Annotated in this window: 16 protein-coding genes; 4 read left to right on the plus strand and 12 right to left on the minus strand. The window is 68.9% G+C overall.

The window, feature by feature from the left end:
- Positions 1-82: 82 nt before the first annotated feature.
- A complete protein-coding gene (locus tag WAE60_RS19330) occupies positions 83-1,687 on the plus strand; it encodes an EAL domain-containing protein (RefSeq protein WP_337688011.1) in 1,605 nt (534 codons plus the stop codon).
- Between the two features lie 143 nt (positions 1,688-1,830).
- Here the strand turns inward: WAE60_RS19330 and WAE60_RS19335 are convergent, their stop codons facing one another.
- On the minus strand, positions 1,831-3,657 hold the full coding sequence (locus tag WAE60_RS19335; protein ID WP_337688013.1) for a DUF885 family protein: 1,827 nt from the start codon (positions 3,655-3,657) through the stop codon (positions 1,831-1,833).
- A 142-nt stretch (positions 3,658-3,799) separates the two neighbouring features.
- Positions 3,800-4,177, minus strand: a complete 378-nt coding sequence (locus WAE60_RS19340; RefSeq protein ID WP_337688016.1) for a nuclear transport factor 2 family protein — start codon at positions 4,175-4,177, stop codon at positions 3,800-3,802.
- A gap of 77 nt (positions 4,178-4,254) precedes the next feature.
- On the opposite strand from WAE60_RS19340, the gene WAE60_RS19345 reads away from it, so the two are divergent.
- Positions 4,255-4,773, plus strand: a complete 519-nt coding sequence (locus WAE60_RS19345; RefSeq protein ID WP_029916000.1) for a GNAT family N-acetyltransferase — start codon at positions 4,255-4,257, stop codon at positions 4,771-4,773.
- Positions 4,774-4,778: 5 nt separating this feature from the next.
- Here WAE60_RS19345 and WAE60_RS19350 read toward each other — a convergent pair whose 3' ends face one another.
- The 3 genes from WAE60_RS19350 to WAE60_RS19360 form a co-directional block, all read right to left on the minus strand.
- Positions 4,779-5,210, minus strand: a complete 432-nt coding sequence (locus WAE60_RS19350) for a hypothetical protein (RefSeq protein ID WP_337688018.1) — start codon at positions 5,208-5,210, stop codon at positions 4,779-4,781.
- 106 nt (positions 5,211-5,316) lie between these two features.
- Complete coding sequence (locus WAE60_RS19355; protein ID WP_337688020.1) at positions 5,317-7,416, minus strand: ATP-binding protein; 2,100 nt, start codon at positions 7,414-7,416, stop codon at positions 5,317-5,319.
- 150 nt (positions 7,417-7,566) lie between these two features.
- Positions 7,567-8,004, minus strand: coding sequence for a MarR family winged helix-turn-helix transcriptional regulator (locus WAE60_RS19360; protein ID WP_337688022.1), 438 nt, complete (start codon positions 8,002-8,004; stop codon positions 7,567-7,569).
- A gap of 82 nt (positions 8,005-8,086) precedes the next feature.
- Between WAE60_RS19360 and WAE60_RS19365 the strand changes: the two genes are divergently transcribed.
- Entirely contained in the window at positions 8,087-8,440 is a 354-nt protein-coding gene (locus WAE60_RS19365) for a hypothetical protein (RefSeq protein WP_029915992.1), read from the plus strand.
- Positions 8,441-8,549: 109 nt separating this feature from the next.
- Complete coding sequence (locus WAE60_RS19370; RefSeq protein ID WP_337688026.1) at positions 8,550-9,980, plus strand: glycosyl hydrolase family 28 protein; 1,431 nt, start codon at positions 8,550-8,552, stop codon at positions 9,978-9,980.
- A 149-nt stretch (positions 9,981-10,129) separates the two neighbouring features.
- Here WAE60_RS19370 and flhB read toward each other — a convergent pair whose 3' ends face one another.
- The 7 genes from flhB to WAE60_RS19405 all read right to left on the minus strand — a co-directional run bounded on the left by flhB (position 10,130) and on the right by WAE60_RS19405 (position 17,855).
- Positions 10,130-11,212: a flagellar biosynthesis protein FlhB gene (gene flhB / locus WAE60_RS19375; RefSeq protein ID WP_337688027.1), complete on the minus strand. Its 1,083-nt coding sequence runs from the start codon at positions 11,210-11,212 to the stop codon at positions 10,130-10,132.
- Between the two features lie 12 nt (positions 11,213-11,224).
- Positions 11,225-11,980 carry a flagellar biosynthetic protein FliR gene (gene fliR / locus WAE60_RS19380; protein WP_029915986.1) on the minus strand — a complete coding sequence of 252 codons (756 nt, stop codon included), beginning with the start codon at positions 11,978-11,980 and terminating at the stop codon, positions 11,225-11,227.
- A gap of 9 nt (positions 11,981-11,989) precedes the next feature.
- A complete protein-coding gene (gene fliQ, locus WAE60_RS19385) occupies positions 11,990-12,253 on the minus strand; it encodes a flagellar biosynthesis protein FliQ (protein ID WP_029915984.1) in 264 nt (87 codons plus the stop codon).
- A gap of 274 nt (positions 12,254-12,527) precedes the next feature.
- A complete protein-coding gene (locus tag WAE60_RS19390) occupies positions 12,528-13,019 on the minus strand; it encodes a RidA family protein (protein WP_029915982.1) in 492 nt (163 codons plus the stop codon).
- A gap of 61 nt (positions 13,020-13,080) precedes the next feature.
- The gene (locus WAE60_RS19395; protein ID WP_029915981.1) at positions 13,081-13,473 is read right to left on the minus strand and encodes a cytochrome c; all 393 of its coding nucleotides are present in this window, start codon (positions 13,471-13,473) and stop codon (positions 13,081-13,083) included.
- A 41-nt stretch (positions 13,474-13,514) separates the two neighbouring features.
- Entirely contained in the window at positions 13,515-15,119 is a 1,605-nt protein-coding gene (locus WAE60_RS19400) for a flavin monoamine oxidase family protein (RefSeq protein WP_337688031.1), read from the minus strand.
- Positions 15,120-15,422: 303 nt separating this feature from the next.
- Entirely contained in the window at positions 15,423-17,855 is a 2,433-nt protein-coding gene (locus WAE60_RS19405; RefSeq protein ID WP_231499530.1) for a TonB-dependent receptor, read from the minus strand.
- Positions 17,856-18,084: the final 229 nt, after the last annotated feature.

Here is an 18,084-nt window from a genome sequence, read left to right on the forward strand (position 1 = left end):
GAAAGCGACTGAAAAAGCCCCGGCTCAACCCGGCCTTAACGACGCCCCGCGATGCTGCCCCCCTTCCGGGGGACCTAAAGTCTTGTCGATCGATCCGCGCCGCCTTCTGGGCCTGGCCTTCGCCAGCGCCGACCTGCTTCTGGAAGTCGAGAACGGCCGCGTGAGCCTGGCGCTCGGCGCGGCCCAGCGGATCATGGGCCAGGACGAACGGACCCTGACCGGACGCGCCTGGCGCGACCTGTTCACCGCCGCCGACCGCCCCCTGATCGACGCGGCGACCAGCGCCACGGACGACGGCCAGCGACATGGCCCGATCACCGTCCGCATGGCCGGCGGCGCGGCGCGCCACGTGACCCTGGTCCTGCGCGCCCTGCCCGACAACGGCGGCCGGATCTCGGTCTCGGTCACCCCGGCCCCCGCCCCGTCCGGCCAGCTGGACGAGGAAGGCCTGCGCGGCCGCGAGGCCTTCGAGGACATCGCCCGCGGCCTGTTCGAGGCGGCGCGCGTCACCGGCCTGGAGCTGGAGCTGGCTATGGTCGACTTCCTGGGCCTGGACGCCGTGCGCCAGCAGCTGTCCCAGCCCGAGGCCCGCGCCCTGGACCTGAAGCTGGCCGGCGCCGTGCGCGCCGAGTCGCACGCCGGCGCCATGGCCACCCGCCTGTCGCCCGACCGCTTCGCCCTGATGCGGGCCAAGCCCGACCATCCCGACGACATGGCCCAGCGCCTGAGCCGCGTCACGTCCGTCCAGGCCCAGGCCCACGTGGCGCCGGTGGACGGCGGCTCGGCCCCGGCCCGTAGCCTCAAGGCCCTGCGCTACGCCCTCGACGACTTCCTGCGCGAGGGCCTGAAGGACGCGCCGCCGCTCAGCCTGTCCGAGGCGATGAACCGTTCGGTCAAGCGCACCCTGTCGCGCGCCGGCGCCTTGGGCCTGGCGGTCAGCCAGCGCCGCTTCACCCTGGCCTACCAGCCGGTGGTCGACCTGAGGACGGGCGCGGCCCACCACCACGAGGCCCTGGTGCGCTTCGAGGACGGCGGCAGCCCGTTCCAGCTGATCCGCATGGCCGAGGAATTCGACCTGATCGAGGAGCTGGACCACGCGATCGCCGAGATGGCGGTCAAGCGCCTGGCCGCCGACCGGACCGGCGCGATGAAGCTGGCGATCAACGTCTCGGGCCGCACCATCGTCAACGAGGGCTTCGTCGACCACATCGGCCGCCTGCTGGCCAAGAGCGACATGGCCAAGGGGCGGCTGATCTTCGAGATCACCGAGACCTGCGCCATCGACGACCTGCCGCGCGCCAACCAGCACATCCAGGCCCTGCGCGGCCTGGGCTCGCTGGTCTGCCTGGACGACTTCGGGGCCGGCGCCTCGTCGTTCGCCTATCTGCAGGAACTGAGCCTGGACATCGTCAAGATCGACGGCCGCTACGTGCGGGAGCTGGCCGGCAACGGCCGCGACGGGGCCATGGTCCGCCGGCTGGTCGAGCTGTGCCGCGACCTGAACATCCGCACCGTCGCCGAGATGGTCGAGACCGCCGAGGTCGAGGACGTGGTCCGCAAGGCCGGCGTCGACTTCGCCCAGGGCTGGCTGTTCGGCAAGCCGTCCGACCAGCCGCAGCCTGCGCTGAAGCTGACGCCCGTGGCCCCGGCCGCGCGACGGGCGGGGGTCTCGGAAGGCTGGGGGTAAACGATGACTCCCTCCCCTTCATGAGGAGGGTGGACGCGAAGCGGACGGGTGGGGCCCGCTGACTCGCCTTGCTGACTCAGCAGCCCCCCCCCACCAGCTTCGCTGGTCCCCCTCCCCACAAGGGGGAGGGAAGATTTCCTGGCCTACTTCCCCGCCTTGGTCTTGGCGATGTAGTCGTCGACCACCTTGTCCAGCACGGTCAGCGGGGTCATGCCCGCCAGGATGCCAGCGTCGTGGAACTGGCGGATGTCGAACTTCTTGCCCAGGGCCTTCTTGGCGCGTTCGCGGGCGCGCAGCCAGGTGATCTTGCCGATCATGTAGCTGCAGGCCTGGCCCGGCCAGACGACATAGCGTTCGATTTCGGTGATCGTGCCGCTCTCCTCGTCGCCCATGGTCTCGGCCATGTACTTCACGGCCTGCTCGCGGCTCCACTTCTTGTAGTGCATGCCGCTGTCGACCACGAGGCGGACGGCGCGGAACAGGGCGTCGTGCAGCATGCCGATGTGGCCGCGCGGGTCGCTCTTGTAGATGCCCATCTCGACGGCCAGCTGCTCGGAATACAGCGCCCAGCCCTCGGCGTAGCCGGAGTTGCCGATCGTCTTGCGCAGCAGCGGCAGGCCCTGCGCCTCGTTCGACAGCGACAGCTGCAGGTGGTGGCCCGGGACGCCCTCGTGCACCGTCAGGGTGGTCAGGGTGTACTTGGCCTGCTCCTTGGTGTCGCGCAGGTTGATCCAGTAGATGCCCGGGCGCTTGCCGTCCAACGAGGGCGAGTTGTAGTAGCCGCCCGGCGCGCCGGCCTCGATGGCCTTGGGCACCCGGCGGATCTCCAGCGGGGCCTTGGGCAGCTGGCCGAAATAGGCCGGCAGCTGCTTCTCGATCCATTGGGCCTTGGCGTTCAGGTCCTTGATCAGCTGTTCCTTGGCCGCGTCGGTGTTCTCGTAGATGTCCTTGCCCAGCTCGGCCATCCGCTCGCCGACCGTGCCCTTGGTCATGCCGATGCTCTTGAACAGCTTGTCGGCCTCGGCGCTGATCGACTTCACCAGGTCCAGGCCCAGCTGGTGGATCTCGTCCGGCGTCAGGGTGGCGGTCGTGTAGTTCTTCAGCGATACGGCGTAGTAGTCGCCGCCGTCCTTCAGGCGCCAGACGCCGGCGTCGTGCGTGGCCTTCGGACGGACGCCCTCCAGCAGGGCGATCTGGCGCTTCAGGGCCGGCAGCACCGAGTTCTCGTAGATCTTGCTGGCCTCGCCGGCCCAGTCGCCGGCGATACTCTTGGCCTTGGTCCGGCGCGCCACCGACAGCACCAGCGGCGCCTCGGCGGTCGGGGTGTCGGCGAAGGCCTTCATCTGGACCAGGGCCTTGTCGATGATGAAGTCCGGCGGGATCACGCCGTCGGCGTAGTCGCGCTTGGCGATCTCGGACTCCTGGTCCATCAGCCGCGCGAAGGCCTCCATGCGCGACAGATAGGCGTCGGCGTCTTCCTTGGTCTCGATCGAGTGCTGGGTGTCGAGGAAGTCGGGATACGACTGGTAGGCGCCTGTCAGCTGGCTGAGCACGTAGGGCGCGCCCGAACCGCCGCCGGCGTAGGTGAACTTGGTGTTGCCCTCGTCCTGCACCGCCAGGGTGAACTCGACGGTGTCGTAGTTGACCACGTCCATGCCGGTCAGGGCCTTGCGGTCGATGGCGCGCAGGTCGGCCAGCTGCTGCTTGGTCTGGGCGACGCCGGCGGCGATCGCGGCCCACGAGCGGTCGGCCAGCTGGGCCTTGGTCCAGGCCAGGTCGCCGACGTCCAGCCCCAGGCTGGTGGCCGTCTCGGGCGACTGGCGCAGCTGCTTGGCCATGATGGCGTCGAACAGGGCGTTGAGCTTGGCGCTCTCGCCCGAGGCGGCGGCCTGAGCGAGGGCCAGGCCCGGGGTCGCGGCGGCCAGGCCGACGGCGACGGTGGACAGCAGCATCTGACGGCGGTTTTGCAAGGCGGGGTCCCCTTCCCTCGAAATGTTTGACGCAAAGGCGTAGAGGCCCTTGCCCCTCCCGGCAACGGCGCCGGTATTAATTTCGCGTCATCTTGCGGCGGAGCGCACGTTTCGTGCGGCCGGCGGCCTGGCGCCCAGTCCCTCAGCTCAGCGTCACGAACAGCTCGTTCTCGATCACCCACTGGCCGGTCACCTTGCGCCAGGTGGCCAGGTAGGTCCCGCGGGTGTCCGGGACGCCCCGCGTGGTCCCGACCCAGGTCCCCTGCTCGGCGGCCCGGTCGCCGGCGGCGTCCAGCTCGATGCGGTCGGTGGTGCGGACATAGGCGACGAAGGCCGGGTCGGCGAACTGGGCGGCGAAGGCCTCCAGCACGTCGCGCGCCCCCAGGATCAGCGAGCCGTCGCCGACGATCACCTTGATGTCCGGCGCGAAGAACGGGGCCAGCCGACGGGCGTCCTTGCCGGCGATCAGCTTGTTGGTCAGCTTGCGGCGCGCGGCGATGGCGTCTTGCGGCGTGGTCATGCGCGTATCCGGGCTCTCTGGTCCGTGGCGGGCGGGCCGCCCCGGTATAGGCTGGCGCGCCAACTTCCGGAAAGCCGATGATTCCCCCGACCCTGACCACCGCCCGCCTGACCCTCAGCCCGCCCCAGGCGTCCGACTTCCAGGACAGCGCCGCGATGTGGGGCGACCCGATGGTGACCCGCTTCATCGGCGGGCGAACCTCGACGCTCGAGGAGAGCTGGCAGCGCCTGCTGCGGGCCCGGGGGCTGTGGGCGGTGCTGGGCTACGGCTACTGGGCGGCGCGCGAGACGGCGACCGGCCGCTATGTCGGCGAGATCGGCTTCGCCGACTTCCACCGGGGGATCGAGCCCTCGATCGACGGCGTGCCCGAGATGGGCTGGGCCCTGGCTAGCTGGGCCCACGGCCGGGGCTTCGCCACCGAGGCGATCGCCGGCGCCCTGTCCTGGGCCAAGGGCCAGTGGGGCGACGCGCCCGTGGTCTGCATCATCGACCCCGACAACGCCCCGTCCCTGAAGCTGGCCTACAAGATGGGCTTCCTGGAGGTGGCGCGGACCACCTATCGCGAAGCGCCGACGGTCCTGCTGCAGCGGGGGTGATCCCGCTAGCCCCTCGCCAGAACCGGCGTCCGGGCCTGGTCCCGCCGGCTCGACCACGCGCCGAACCCGATGCAGGCCAGGATCCCATAGCTCCAGAGCGCCATGCTCAGCCGGAAGGTGTCGAGGGTCACCCTGAAATCGATCGCGGTGGCCACGTGCGAGGCCACGATGAGCAGGATGAAAGCCGTCGCCACCGCCGTCCAGATGCGGCGGGCGTCGAGCGACGCCCAGGCGAAATAGACCAGGGTGGCGCTGTCGATGCAGAAGATCGCCAGGCTGGCGCCGCCCGGAAGGTGGAGCTTGCTGACCACCAGGGACGCCACCCACGAGGCCAGGAACGAAACGCCGAACCTCCGCGCCGCCCGGTCGCCGGACTTCACGGCGAAGACGGTGGTCCCCACGGCCAGGCCGAGGGAGATCATGGTGTGAAGCTGCAAGCGTCCCCCGACGGCGGCGATATGTCCGCCGGGGCCTTACCTCACGCCGCGCGCGGCCGACAGAAACCCCAGGTCCGGTCGTCCGACGGCGCCCGTTTCACGGCAGCTAGGCCGCCTGCAGCTGCTGCTTGACCCGTTCGGCCAGGGTCTTGATGTCGATGGGCTTGGGCAGGAAGGTCACGCCGGTCTCGCCTTCCAGCAGGTCGCTGAACTCGGCCTCGGCATAGCCGCTGATGAACATCACCGGCGCGTTGCCCAGATAGCCGCGGGCCTTCTTCAGCAGGGTCGGGCCGTCGATACCGGGCATGATCACGTCGCTGATCAACAGGTCGATCGTGCCGGCGTTCTCCTCGGCGATGATCAGGGCCTCCTCGCCGTCGCTGGCCTCCAGCACCTCGTAGCCGCGGGCGCGCAGCAGGCGGGCGGCGACGCCGCGCACGGCGTCCTCGTCCTCGACGAACAGGATGCGGCCGGCGCCCGACAGGTCGCGGGCGGCGCGGGGCTTGGCCGCTTCCGGCGCGGCGGCGGCGGCCGCGGCGGCGGCTTCCTGGGCCGGGGTCGGCTCGTGCACGGGCAGGAAGATGCGGAACGCCGCGCCCTCGCCCGGACGGCTGTGGACGTGGATCCAGCCGTCGCTCTGCTTGACGATGCCGTAGACGGTGGCCAGGCCCAGGCCCGTCCCCTCGCCCACCGGCTTGGTGGTGAAGAACGGGTCGAAGATCTTGCCCATCACCTCGGGCGGGATGCCCGGGCCGTCGTCGCTGACCTCGATGAAGGCCTGATCGCCCTCGGCGCCCGGGAAGCCCAGGCTCTGGGCCTCGTCCTGGGTGAGGCGGGCGGTGCGGATGCGCACGACGCCGCCGCCCTTGGCCGCCCGCACCGCGTCGCGGGCGTTGACGGCCAGGTTCATGACGGCGGTCTCGAGCTGGCTCTTGTCGGCCCGCACCTGCGGCAGGTCGCGGCCGTAGTCGGTGATCAGCTTGACGTCCTCGCGCAGCAGGCGGCGCAGCAGGACCTCGAACTCACTGATCAGCTCGCCCAGTTCCAGCACCTCGCGCTGGACGGTCTGCTTGCGGCTGAAGGCCAGCAGCTTGCGGACCAGGTCGGCGGCGCGCACGCCGGTCTGGCGGATCTCGTTGAGGCCCTCGTAGGAGGGGTCGCCCACCGGATGGCGGTGCAGCAGCTCGTCCAGGCGCAGCTGGATGGCGGTCAGCAGGTTGTTGAAGTCGTGGGCCACGCCGCCGGCCAGCTGGCCGATGGCCTGCATCTTCTGGGCCTGGGCCAGCTGAAGCTCCATCTGCTTCTGCTCGGACACGTCGATCAGATAGGCCACCAGCCGCCCGTCGGCGCGGTAGAGATAGAGGTGGGCGATGCGGGTCGGGTCGCGGGCCAGGCGCACCTCGAACGGACCGGCCTTGCCCTCGGCCAGGCGGGTCTCGGCCTCGGTCCGCGAGGGCGGGTCGATCAGGGCGCCGAACAGCGTCCCGGCCGGCACGGCGCCGGCCATGGCGGTCAGGGCCGGATTGGCTTCCAGGATGCGCGAGTTGAACGGGTCCAGCCCGTCCAGCAGGGCCGCGCCGAACGGCGAGGCGCCCGAGAAGGCGTCCAGGGTGCGCGGGGCCGGGGCGGACTGCGAGATCACCGGGGCCGGGGCGGCGGTCGGGACGAAGACCTCCTTCTCGATCACCGTCGGCAGGCGGACCAGCAGGCGGCCGCCGCGCAGGCGGGCGGCCTCGGCGCGACGCTCGTGGCCGCCGATGACCAGCGTCCCGTCGGCGCGCCCTCCTTCTCCCTTGGCCCCGTCGCGGGCCTTGACCAGGGCGGCGAACAGGCCGGCCCCGGCCGCGCCCTTGGGCAGGCGGCGGGCGTCGCCCACGGCCTGGGCCCAGGCGGCGTTGGCGGCCAGGATGCGGCCGTCGGCGGCGGTGAGGGCCGCGGGTTCCGACAGGGCGTCGACGAAGAGCTCGGCGCCCTCGGGCTCGGGATCGGTCACGGCGGTCGAGGCGCGGATGGCCACCAGGCCCAGGATCGCCACGCCGGCGACGCCGCCCAGCAGCAGCAGGCCCGCCAGGGTGGCGGGACCGGCCCGCAGGGCGGGGGCGGCGGCGAAGGCGGCGGCCAGGACGAGGAAGATGGCCGCGCCCCAGATCAGGAGGTCCGGGCGACGCTTCGCGCCGACGGAGTCTGTTGCGCCAAAGTCTTTCATGGGCGTCTCGGTCATGGTCGACCGAAATCCTTCTTCAGCCTTGCGGGCGTCCAGCCCATCGATTCGCGGGATAGAATACCCTTAACCCGCTCGCGGAGCGCGATCCGTGATCGATTCCTGATTCCGTGACCGGATTATGGTCGCCGCGACCTAGTCCGCCACGTGGGCGCGCAGCCGCAAAAGCAGGCCCCGCAACAGGTCGACCTCCGCTCCCGTCAGGTCGCCGCGCAGGCGGGCGTCGAAGCGCTCGGCTGTCTGGCGCAGCTGCAGGAACCGCGCCCGGCCCTCGGGGGTCAGGGCCACTTGGTGGGCCCGGCGGTCGGCCGCGTCGCGGGTGCGGGTGATCAGCCCCTGGGCCTCCAGGCCGTTCAGGTGGTGGGTCAGGGTCGGCCCCTGCACCCCCACGGCCTGGGCCAACTCCGATTGGGGCTGATGGCCGCCGGGCATCAGCGAGCGCAGCACCAGCCAGGTCGACAGCGAGCCGCCCGCCTCGGTCATGGCGTCGTCGAACGCCCGCGCCACGGCCTTGGACACCTGGGACAGGACGAAGCCGATCGGCGGGGCGGAAAGCGGGCCCGGAGGGTTCATGATTCGATAGATAGACGTCGAATGATTCGATGTCTATGAATATCGCCGCCGCCAGAACGGCGGTCCGCGAAAGGATATCGCCATGACCATCGCCTTGATGCTGCTGCTGTCGCTCCACGTGCTGTCCGCCGTCTTCTGGGCGGGCTCGACCTTCGTGCTGGCCCGGACGGGCGGAAGCGGGATCGACGCCCTGCGTCGTCCACAGTTCGGCGCGGCGGGGGTCGCCATTGTCACCGGGGTCCCGCTGGCCGCCATCCTGCACGGCGGGGCCTTCGGCCGGCAGGAGCAGGTGCTGATGGTCGCCGTGGTCGCCGCCGTCACCGCCCTGGCCGTCCAGATCCTGGACCGCGCCAGCCCCGCCCGCAGCCAGCGTATCGCCGGCGGCCTGCTGATGATCACCATCCTGGGCATGGTCATCGCCCGCTACGTGGCGTGACCGCCGCCCCATTTTTTCGCGCGCGGATTTACAGCGGGGACTGATCGCCCAACACTCCCGAGGAAAGACACCGGTGTCAGAAACCGGCCGTCGCCTCGGGAGGCCCGCTATGACGAAGACCGCGCGCGACGAGAGCGCCCCCTCCCCCAGCCGGCGCGCCGTGCTTTCGGCGGCCGGCCTGGGGGCCGCCGCCCTGGCGACCACCGCGACGGCCGCGTCCGCCTCGACCGCCAAGACCGCCAAGGCCGCCGCCAAGTCGACCGGGCTGCGCCTCGACCCGCGCGACTTCGGCGCCAAGGGCGACGGGACGACCAAGGACACGGTCGCCCTGCAGACCGCCCTGGACCGCTGCGCCGTGCTGGGCGGCGGGGTGGTGACGGTTCCGCCCGGCGTCTACCTGACCGGCGCGCTGCGCCTCGGCTCGAACACCACCCTGCTGCTGGACGAGGGCGCGACGCTGCAGGGCTCGCCCGACCTGGCCGACTATCCGGTGGTCCAGGTGCGCTGGGAGGGCCGCTGGACGCCGGGCCATGTCGGCCTGGTCTGGGCCCAGGACGCGCGCGGCGTCGCCATCGCAGGCAAGGGCCGCATCCTGGGCTCCAAGGCCATCCCGGGCCGCGTCGACAAGGCCAGCGGCCTGCGCCACCCCGCCCTGCTGGAGTTCGTCGAGGTCCAGGACCTGTCGGTCACCGACGTCTTCACCGAACAGAACGACATGTGGTCGATCCACCCGGTCTATTGCGACGACGTCCTGTTCCGGGGCGTGACGGTCCGGGGCGGGGCCGACGGGATCGACGTCGACTCCTGCCGCCGCGTGGTCATCGAGCGCTGCGACTTCGACACGGTGGACGACTGCATCTCGCTGAAGTCCGGCCGGGGCATGGAGGGGAACCTGATCGGCCGCCCCACCGAGGACGTGCGGATCAGCGACTGCGCGTTCCGCGACCACCGCTGGGCCTGCATCGGCATCGGCAGCGAGACCTCGGGCGGCATCCGCCGGGTGCTGGTCGAGCGCTGCCAATGCCTGGCCGCCTACACCTTCGCCATCTACATCAAGAGCCGGCCCGGGCGCGGGGCGTTCATCGAGGACATCGTCATGCGCGACCTCGACGTCTCGGGCGCCAGGGACGGCTTCCTGCGCCTGAACTTCCTGGACAGCGGCAAGCAGGACCCCTTCCCCGTCGCCGGCCCGGAGGGCGTGCCGACGGTGCGCAACTTCACCTTCGAGCGCATCAAGGTCACCGACGTCCCGGTGCTGGTCCAGGCGACGAACATCCATCCCGACAAGCCGCTGGACGGTTTCACGCTGAGGAACGTCACGGGCTCGGCGGGCAAGGGCATGAGCCTGGCCAACATGAGGAACGTCGTGCTGGACCATGTGGACGTGGCGGTGGCCGAGGGACCGAAGCTGGCGATCAGCAACGTCACGGGCCGGGGCCTGGCGGGCGCCGCGGCGCTGGAACCGACGGTGCGGCCGGCGGACGTGGCCGCCGCGGAACCGCCGTATCGGCTGGGGATGATGTCGGGGAAGCCGAACTAGTCCGCCCCCAACGGTTGTCATCCCGGAAAGCGCGGAGCGCTTGTCCGGGACCCAGGGGAACCGCAAAGCATCAGCCCAGTCACCTGGGTCCCGGACAGCCCCTGCGGGGCTTCCGGGATGACAACTTTTGAATGCGATTATCTCGCCGGCTAGTCCGCCCAGGCCCGCTTGCGGTTCTGCTTGTTGCTCATCACGAAGCCGATGACCTTGGCCACGGCCTCGAAGTGTTCGGCGGGGATCTGCTCGTCGATGTCCATGGCGGCGTAGAGGGCGCGGGCCAGGGGCGGGTCTTCCAGCACGTAGACGCCGTGCTCCTCGGCGACGGCGCGGATCTTCAAGGCCAGGTCGTCGACGCCCTTGGCCACGCAGATCGGCGCGGCGGTCTCACCCTGCTCGTACTTCAGCGCCACGGCGTAGTGGGTCGGGTTCATGACGACGACGGTCGCCTTGGGCACGTTGGCCATCATCCGCTGGCGCGAGCGCTGCATGCGGATCTGCTTCTGCTTGCCCTTGACGTGCGGGTCGCCTTCCGACTGCTTCATCTCGTCCTTGACGTCCTGGACGCTCATCCGCATGCGCTTGTTGAAGCGCAGGCGCTGCCAGAACCAGTCGAAGCCGGCGGTGGCGATCAGGAAGATCAGCACCATCCAGAACATCTTCATGCACAGCTTCATGGACAGCGGCACGATCGCCGCCACGTCCATGCCGACCAGGGTGGTGATCTGAGCCGCGTCCGGCTTGATCACGAGCCAGGCGATGATGCCGGTGACGATGAACTTCACGGCCGACTTGGCGAACTGGACGAAGCCGTCCGGACCGAAGATCCGGCCCAGGCCCTTGATCAGGTCCAGCTTCTGGAGGTCGGGCTTGATCTTGTCGGCCGACAGCAGGAAGCCCGTCTGCGCCACGTTGCCCACCACGCCCATCAGGGCCGAGACCACCATCACCAGGACGATGGCCGGCAGGGCGGCCATGATCGCCATCTTGGCGATGGCCCGGATGCCGCCCTCGACGTCCATGGTCCCCGCATGGGCCAGGAAGGGCGTCAGGTTGCCGACCATGTCGCGGGTCAGCCAGCCGCCGGCGATGACCACGACGCCGAACGCGCCCGAGAGCGAGGCCAGTTGCGCGATGTCGGCGGATTTCGGGACGTCGCCTTTGGCGCGAGCGTCCGACAGCTTCTTGGCTGTTGGTTCTTCTGTCTTTGACGCGTCGTCCTGTTCGTCAGCCACGCCCGCGCCTCCCTAGTTGAACACCGACAGGAGTTCCCGATAGCGATCGGTCCACACCATGGCGATGCCGCCGAGCGAAAGGCCCAGCAGGGAAAGGCCCAGGATCACGCTGAGCGGCGAAGTGACGAAGAAGATCTGGAACGACGGCATGACCCGGCCGACCAGGCCGGTCGCCAGGTTGAAGACGATCGAGAACACCAGGACGGGCGCGGCCAGCTGCAGGCCCAGCTTGAACGAGTCCGCCACCGTGCGCACGGCCAGGGTGGCGGCGTCGTTGACGGGCACGGGGCGGCTGAACGGGAACAGGTCGTACGACTTGGCCATCGCCCCGATGAACAGGTGGTGCAGGTCGGTGACCATGATCAGGGTCAGGCCCAGCATCGACAGGAAGGTGGCCACGGCCGTGCTGCTGGGCGCGCCGGCCGGGTTGGTGGTCTGGGCGAAGGACAGCGAGGTCTGGATCGAGATCACCTCGCCCGCCGTGGTCAGCGAGCTGACGAACATCTTCAGGATCAGGCCGATCATCAGGCCGATCAGCACCTCGTGCAGCACCGCCCCGCCGATGGCGCCGACGCTGCTGGGCACCGAGACGATCGACTTGCCCACCAGCGGCGCCAGCAGCATGGCCATCAGCACGGCGAACGACAGGCGGATGCGCTGGGGCACCACGGTCTCGCCGATGCCGGGCATCAGCATGACCATCGCCCCGATCCGGGCGAAGACCAGGCCGCCGGCGTAGACCTGCAGGACTGTGGCGTAGCTGTCCAAGCCCCGCCCCTACATCCCGGCGATCTTGGCGGCGATCTGCCTCATGAAACCGGACATCAGCGCGCCCATCAGCGGCAGGAACAGCAGCAGCGAGACGAAGATGGCGACGATCTTGGGCGCGTAGACCAGGGTGGCTTCCTGGATCTGGGTCAGGGCCTGGAACAGGCCGATGGCCACGCCGACCACCAGGCCGACGATCAGGATCGGCGCGCACAGCTGAAGGGTCAGCCAGATCGCGTCGCGGCCGACATCCAGGACTTCGGCTCCGCTCATCGGATGGCCTCTAACTACGCGGTCAACGCGGGGACTTTAGGTGACTCGCACCTTCCTCCGTCATGGTTAACAGCCCGTTAGGCACAATTAACAGGGGACAGTTGCGCGCGTGGCGAAACGTCGCTCGGGCGGATGGCCTCTTCCCCCTTTGGGGGAAGACGATCGCGAAGCGATCCGTAGGGGGCAAGTGGGTCGTAGGGCCCCGAGGCTCACCGACTTGCCCCCACCTGACCGCTGCGCGGTCTGTCCGCCCCCCGTAGGGGGGCGGAGCGCCTTACTTCGGTTTCCGCGCCGCCTGGACCTCGATCTCGACCAGCATCCCCGGCTGGACCAGCGAGGTGATCTGGCTGGTGATGCGCGAGGGCTTGTTGGGCTGCTCGGGCGTGCCGAAGAAGGTCTTGTAGCTTTCCATCATGCCGGCGAAGTCCATCTTGCCGCCCTTGGCCGGGTCGCCGACCAGCAGCACGCGCATCATCACCACGTCGCCCATGGTCGCGCCCTGCGTCTTGAGCGCCTCCTCGATGCGCTTGAGCACGCCCAGGGTCTGGGTCTTGGTGTCGCCGAAGGTGGCCGTCAGGGCCGGGTCGCCCTTGGGGTCCAGCATCGGCGGGGTCATGCCGCTGACATAGATGGTGTCGTAGCCGGCCGGCACGGTCACCACGCTGGCGATCGGCGAGGTCGGCGAGCCGCCGCGGACGATGTCCTGGGCGTGGGCGGCGGTCCCGGCAAAGGCCAGTGCGGCGGCGGCGAGGATCAGGCGCTTCATGGTCGTCTCCTGTTGATTTGGGTCCGAAAGATCAAAGCCATTCCTCCCACCGCCCGATCGGCTAGTGGGCCTGCAGGCTGGCCGGCTTCTTGGAGGCCTTCAGCTTGGCGCGGGCGGCGGCGACGTCGGCGGCCGTCACCGGCTTGCCCTTGTTGCCCCAGGACGTGCGGATGTAGGTCAGGATCGCCGACAGGTCGGCGTCGTTGATGTCGTCCTTGAAGGCCGGCATGCCGGCGCGGCCCGACAGCACGGTGGCCGTCAGCGGGGCGGCGTCGCCCTGGACGAAGGGGTCGCCGGCCAGGGCCGGGAACGCGCCCTTCACCCCCTTGCCGGTGGTCTGGTGGCAGGCCGAGCAGTTGTCGTTGAACAGCGACTGCGGCGTGGCGGCCAAGGCCGTCGTGGAAGCGGCGGACACGGCCAGCAGGCCGCAAACGAAGGCGATCGAACGACTCATGGAAACTCCCCGAGGAACGGTGACGAAGGCATAGCGCGACTTCACGCCTTGATCACCCGCGCATGGATCTTGCCGATCTGCTGCCAGGCCGACTCGATGGCGCCCGCCTGCCAGCCGCCCAGATAGGTCAGGTGCTCGCCGGCCAGATAGACGCGGCCGTCGGGCTCGGTCAGGACCGGATAGGCGTTCTTGCGCCCCTCCTCGCCCCACTCGGCCCAGCCGCCCAGATTGAACTCGGCCAGGTGCCAGCTGAACGAGAAGGCGTTCTCGAAGTTCTCGGCGTATTCGGGGAAGATCTTCTGGCCGGCCGCCACGGCGAAGGCCGCGCGGTCGGCGGGGCTCTTGGCGCTGATCTTGGCCGCCTCGCCGCCGAACGCGTAGTAGCCCAGCAGCACGCCCTTCTGCCCCTGCCAGCCGGTGGACGGCAGGGTGATCGTGCCGATGCCCGGCATGTCGTTGTAGATGTGGCCGCCGTAGATGAAGTGGTTCTCCTCCCAGAAGCGGGTCTTCATCTGCAGGCCGATCTTGTTGACCGGCGCGTAGGACACGCCCGACATCGCCGCCTTGAACGGCTTGGAGAAGTCGGCGTCGACATTCTTGAGCACGCTGAGCGGGATGGTGCAGACGCAGTAGTCGGCCTCGATCACGTCCTGCTCGCCGAACTTGTCGCGGTAGGTGACCTTCACGCCCTTGTCGGACTGCTTGATCTTCTCGACCACGCACGAGTAGCGGATCATCGACCCGACGTGCTTCTCGAAGCCCTTGGCGATCTGGTCCATGCCGCCGATCGGCTGCAGCATGGTGCGCTGCTGCTCGTAGCCGGCGACCGAGCTCAGCACCCGCCAGGCCTTGGAGTGCAGCACGTCGGTCAGGCTGTAGGGCTTGGACGGCTTGCCCGGGCCCGGATCGACGCCGGCGCCGGGATGGATGTCGAAGCCCCGCCCCTCGGTCCCCGTATAGGCCAGGTCGGTCGGCGACAGCCGCCCCTCGTTGATCATGTAGGCCACGAAGAGGTCGCGGTCCTCGGGCGTCAGCGGCGCGTCCAGCTGGCCCTTGGAGGCGGCCTTGGCGATCAGCTCGGCGGCGTAGCCGCGGGCGTCGGCGGCGATCTCGCCCTTGCGGATCGGCTTGCCGGCCAGCGGGCCGTCGCCCTTCTCGAAATAGACATAGGCCGCGTCGTTGTCGTTGACGAAACTCTCCAGCTGCACCCCGAACAGCTTGGTGTAATGCAGGGTCGAGCGGTGGTGGTACGGGATCCGCCACGGGCCGTGGTTGATGTAGAGCCCCTCGTCGAACTCGCAGGTCTGGCTGTTGCCGACCAGGTCGGTGTGCTGGAAGCCCTTGCGCGCCGTCTGGCAGCGGCCGCCGGCGAAGGACCGGGCCTCGATCACCTGGACGCTGTAGCCGGCCTTGGTCAGTTCGTAGGCGGCGGTCATGCCGGCCAGGCCCGCGCCCAGCACCACGACCTTGGTTCCCTTAGCGTCGCCTTCCAGCTTGGGCGGGGCGGCCTGGGCCGAGGCGAAACCGAAGCCCAGGGCGTCCATGCCGGCCATCGCCAGCGACACCCCGCCGAAGGCCGCCAGGCCCTCGAAAAACCGTCGCCGCGTCAGAACGCCACCCGACACGACCGTCGATTGATCACCCATACCGTCCCCGATTTTTCTTGTCGCGAAAGGCCGCCTGCGAGCCAGGCGATCGCCTTGGGTATGTCAGACGACGTTGTTTCAACAACAATGCGAAAAACTCGATCTTCTTATGAGAAAGCCCCCGGCGCCCCGCCCTTGGGCGCCTAAAGCAAGGCTTGTGCGGAGAGCGGGCGACCTGAAATTTCACGCCCGGGAACGCGATTTGACTGATCGGCCGGCGCCCGCCGGAAGGTTTGCCGAAAACGCAGAAAAGCCGGGCGCGGGGCCCGGCTTTTCCTTGGTTTTTCAACCGATAAGGCGCGGTCAGAAGCTGTAGGTGACCTTGCCGTAGTAGTAGCCGCCGTTGATGCCGAAGGGCGAGAACGAGGGATACTGGGTGACGTAGCCGTTGCTGTTGTTCTTCAGGTAGTGCTCGCGCAGCAGCCCGTTGATCCGGTTGGGGTAGTAGTTGAGCAGGTTGTTGGCCCCGATCGACACCTTCACGCTGTCCAGGACCTGGTAGCTGAGGTCCAGGTCGGTGATCATCGCCGGCTTGATCTTGGTCTTCATCAGCGCCGACGAACCGCTGTCGGTGCTCAGGCCCGAGGTCTCGCCGTAGAAGGTCTCCTTCAGGTTCATCGCGAACTTGCCCAGGCTCCAGTAGCCGCCGGCGATGACCTTGTACTTGGGCGAGGTGTCTTCCAGGTTGGCGATCGCGATGGCGTCGAACAGGGTCAGCGTCGGGTCCAGGCCCGGCGGGTTCGGCGCGATCTTGGTCACCTCGGTCTTGTTGTAGCTGGCGCTCAGCGACCAATCGACCCGGCCCCAGTCGCCGAAGTCGCTGTAGTAGGTGCCGACGAAGTCGATCCCCTTGGTCTTGGTGTCCAGGCCGTTGACGAACATGTTGGCGCCGACGCTGTAGGTGGCGTTGGTGCGGATCGTCGGGTCGACATTGACGCCGTTGGCCGCCAGGGCCGCGATGACCGCCGGCGAGACGATGCCGTTGGTCACCTTGTTGCCGTTCACGGTGATCACGTTCTCGCCGTACAGCGTGCCCGAGCTGACGATGCGGTTCTTGATTTTGATCTGGTAGGCGTCCAGCGTCATGGTCAGCTTGGGCGCCAGGTGGGTGACCAGGCCGACGCTGATGTTCTCGGACTTCTCGGGCTTGAGGCCGTTGATGCCCAGCAGGGCCGCGCCGGGCGAGTTCGGCGGCAGCTGGCCGCTGATCGAGCTGGGCGAGACGTTGATGCCCGAATAGTACGACTCCGCCAGGGTCGGGGCGCGGAAGCCGGTGCTGACCGTGCCGCGCACGGCGACGGCCGGCGAGAAGTCGTAGCGGCCCGTCAGCTTGGCGACGGTGGTGTCGCCGAAGTCGCTGAAGTCCTCGTAGCGGACCGCGGCGTCCAGCTTCAGCGGCTCGATCGGGCTGACGGCCAGGTCGACATAGACCGCCTTGTTGTTGCGCTTGTGCTTGCCGGCGTTGACCGGCGCGAAGCCGAAGTACGACTGCGAGCCGCCGCCGTAATAGGTGGCCACCTCGCCGGCCGTGATCTCGTAGCTTTCCTTGCGGTATTCGGCGCCGGCCGCGAAGGTCAGGGGGCCGGCCAGGCCGACGTCGAACTCGTGGCTGACGTCGAGGGTGTTGCTCCACTGGGTGTTGATGAAGCCGCCCGCGTGGATGTCGGTCGGCGTGTAGCCCTTGGCCGTCGTCGTGGAGGTGTCGGCGTAGAGCGAGGCGTTGGCCGTATCCAGCACGTTGACGGAGTCGTCGTCCTTCCCCCAGGTCGAGCTCAGGTCCCAGTTCCAGGCGTTGGTCACGCCGCTGATCCCGCCGGTGATCGCGTAGTCGGTCTCGGTGATCGACTCCTTGGGATCGAAGCCCAGCGGGAACGGGATGTCGGTCGCCATCTTGCCCTTCACGACGTTGGGCAAGCGGTAGTTCTCGTGCGCGGCGCTCCATTTCCGCGCGATGGTGCCGAAGCTGTAGACCTCGATGTCCGGGGTGACCTGGACGCCGCCGTTATAGGCCAGCACGGTCTGGCGGTACTGGGCGTCGCCCGAGATGCGGTTCACGTACGGCCAGTTCGGCGCGTTGATGACCTGCGGATAGCTCTTGGCCGGGCTGTTGGTGGCGCCGGTGTTGTAGGGCGTGTCCACCACGCGCGGGTCGTAGGCCCCGCGGAAGCTGTAGCCGTGGTACTTGGTCTCGCCGGTCAGATTCAGGTACGAGTTCTCGGTCGGCGCCAGGCCGACGTTGATGGCCAGGTCGCCGGTCGTGCCGCCGCCGTCCATGTAGCCGCCGCCGTTGATGATCACCTCACCGCCGGACGTGGCCTTCTTCTGGATGATGTTGATGACGCCGGCGATGGCGTCGGTGCCGTACTGGGCGGCCGCGCCTTCCAGCAGCACTTCGACGTGCTCGACCGAGGCCAGCGGGATGAAGTTCAGGTCCGCGGCGGCGCCGCCCTGATAGGCCCCGCCCAGCACGGCCAGGTTGGCGGTGCCGTGACGGCGCTTGCCGTTCAGCAGGACCAGGGTGTGGTTGGGGCTGACGCCGCGCAGCTTGGCCGACAGGGTCAGGGCGGCGGTGTCGCCGCCGAAGGCCTGGGCGTTGAACGACGGCACGTTCTGGGCCAGCGCCTGGATCATGTCCGGCTGGCCGGTCTTCTTCAGCACGTCGCTGCCCAGGACGGTGATCGGCGCGGGGCTGTCGACGGCCTTCATGCCGGTGGTGCGCGTGCCGGTGACGATCACGGCCTCGAGTTCGGCGACGTCGGGAGAAGGTTCCGGAGTGTCGGCTGCATAAGCATTTGCAGCAATGGCGAAAGCGATTCCGACGGTCGAAACTCCCGCGAACAGGATGTTACGCGAACGACTATTCATGTATACCCCCTCGTGCGCCGTCTAGGCGCGATTGTTTTTCTCCTCTCTGGCGTTTCCCGATGGTCGTGTTCTTGTCATTGAACGCGAATACAGACGCAAC

The sequence above is a fragment of the Caulobacter sp. CCG-8 genome, assembly GCF_037402475.1.
Classification (GTDB): Bacteria; Pseudomonadota; Alphaproteobacteria; order Caulobacterales; family Caulobacteraceae; genus Caulobacter.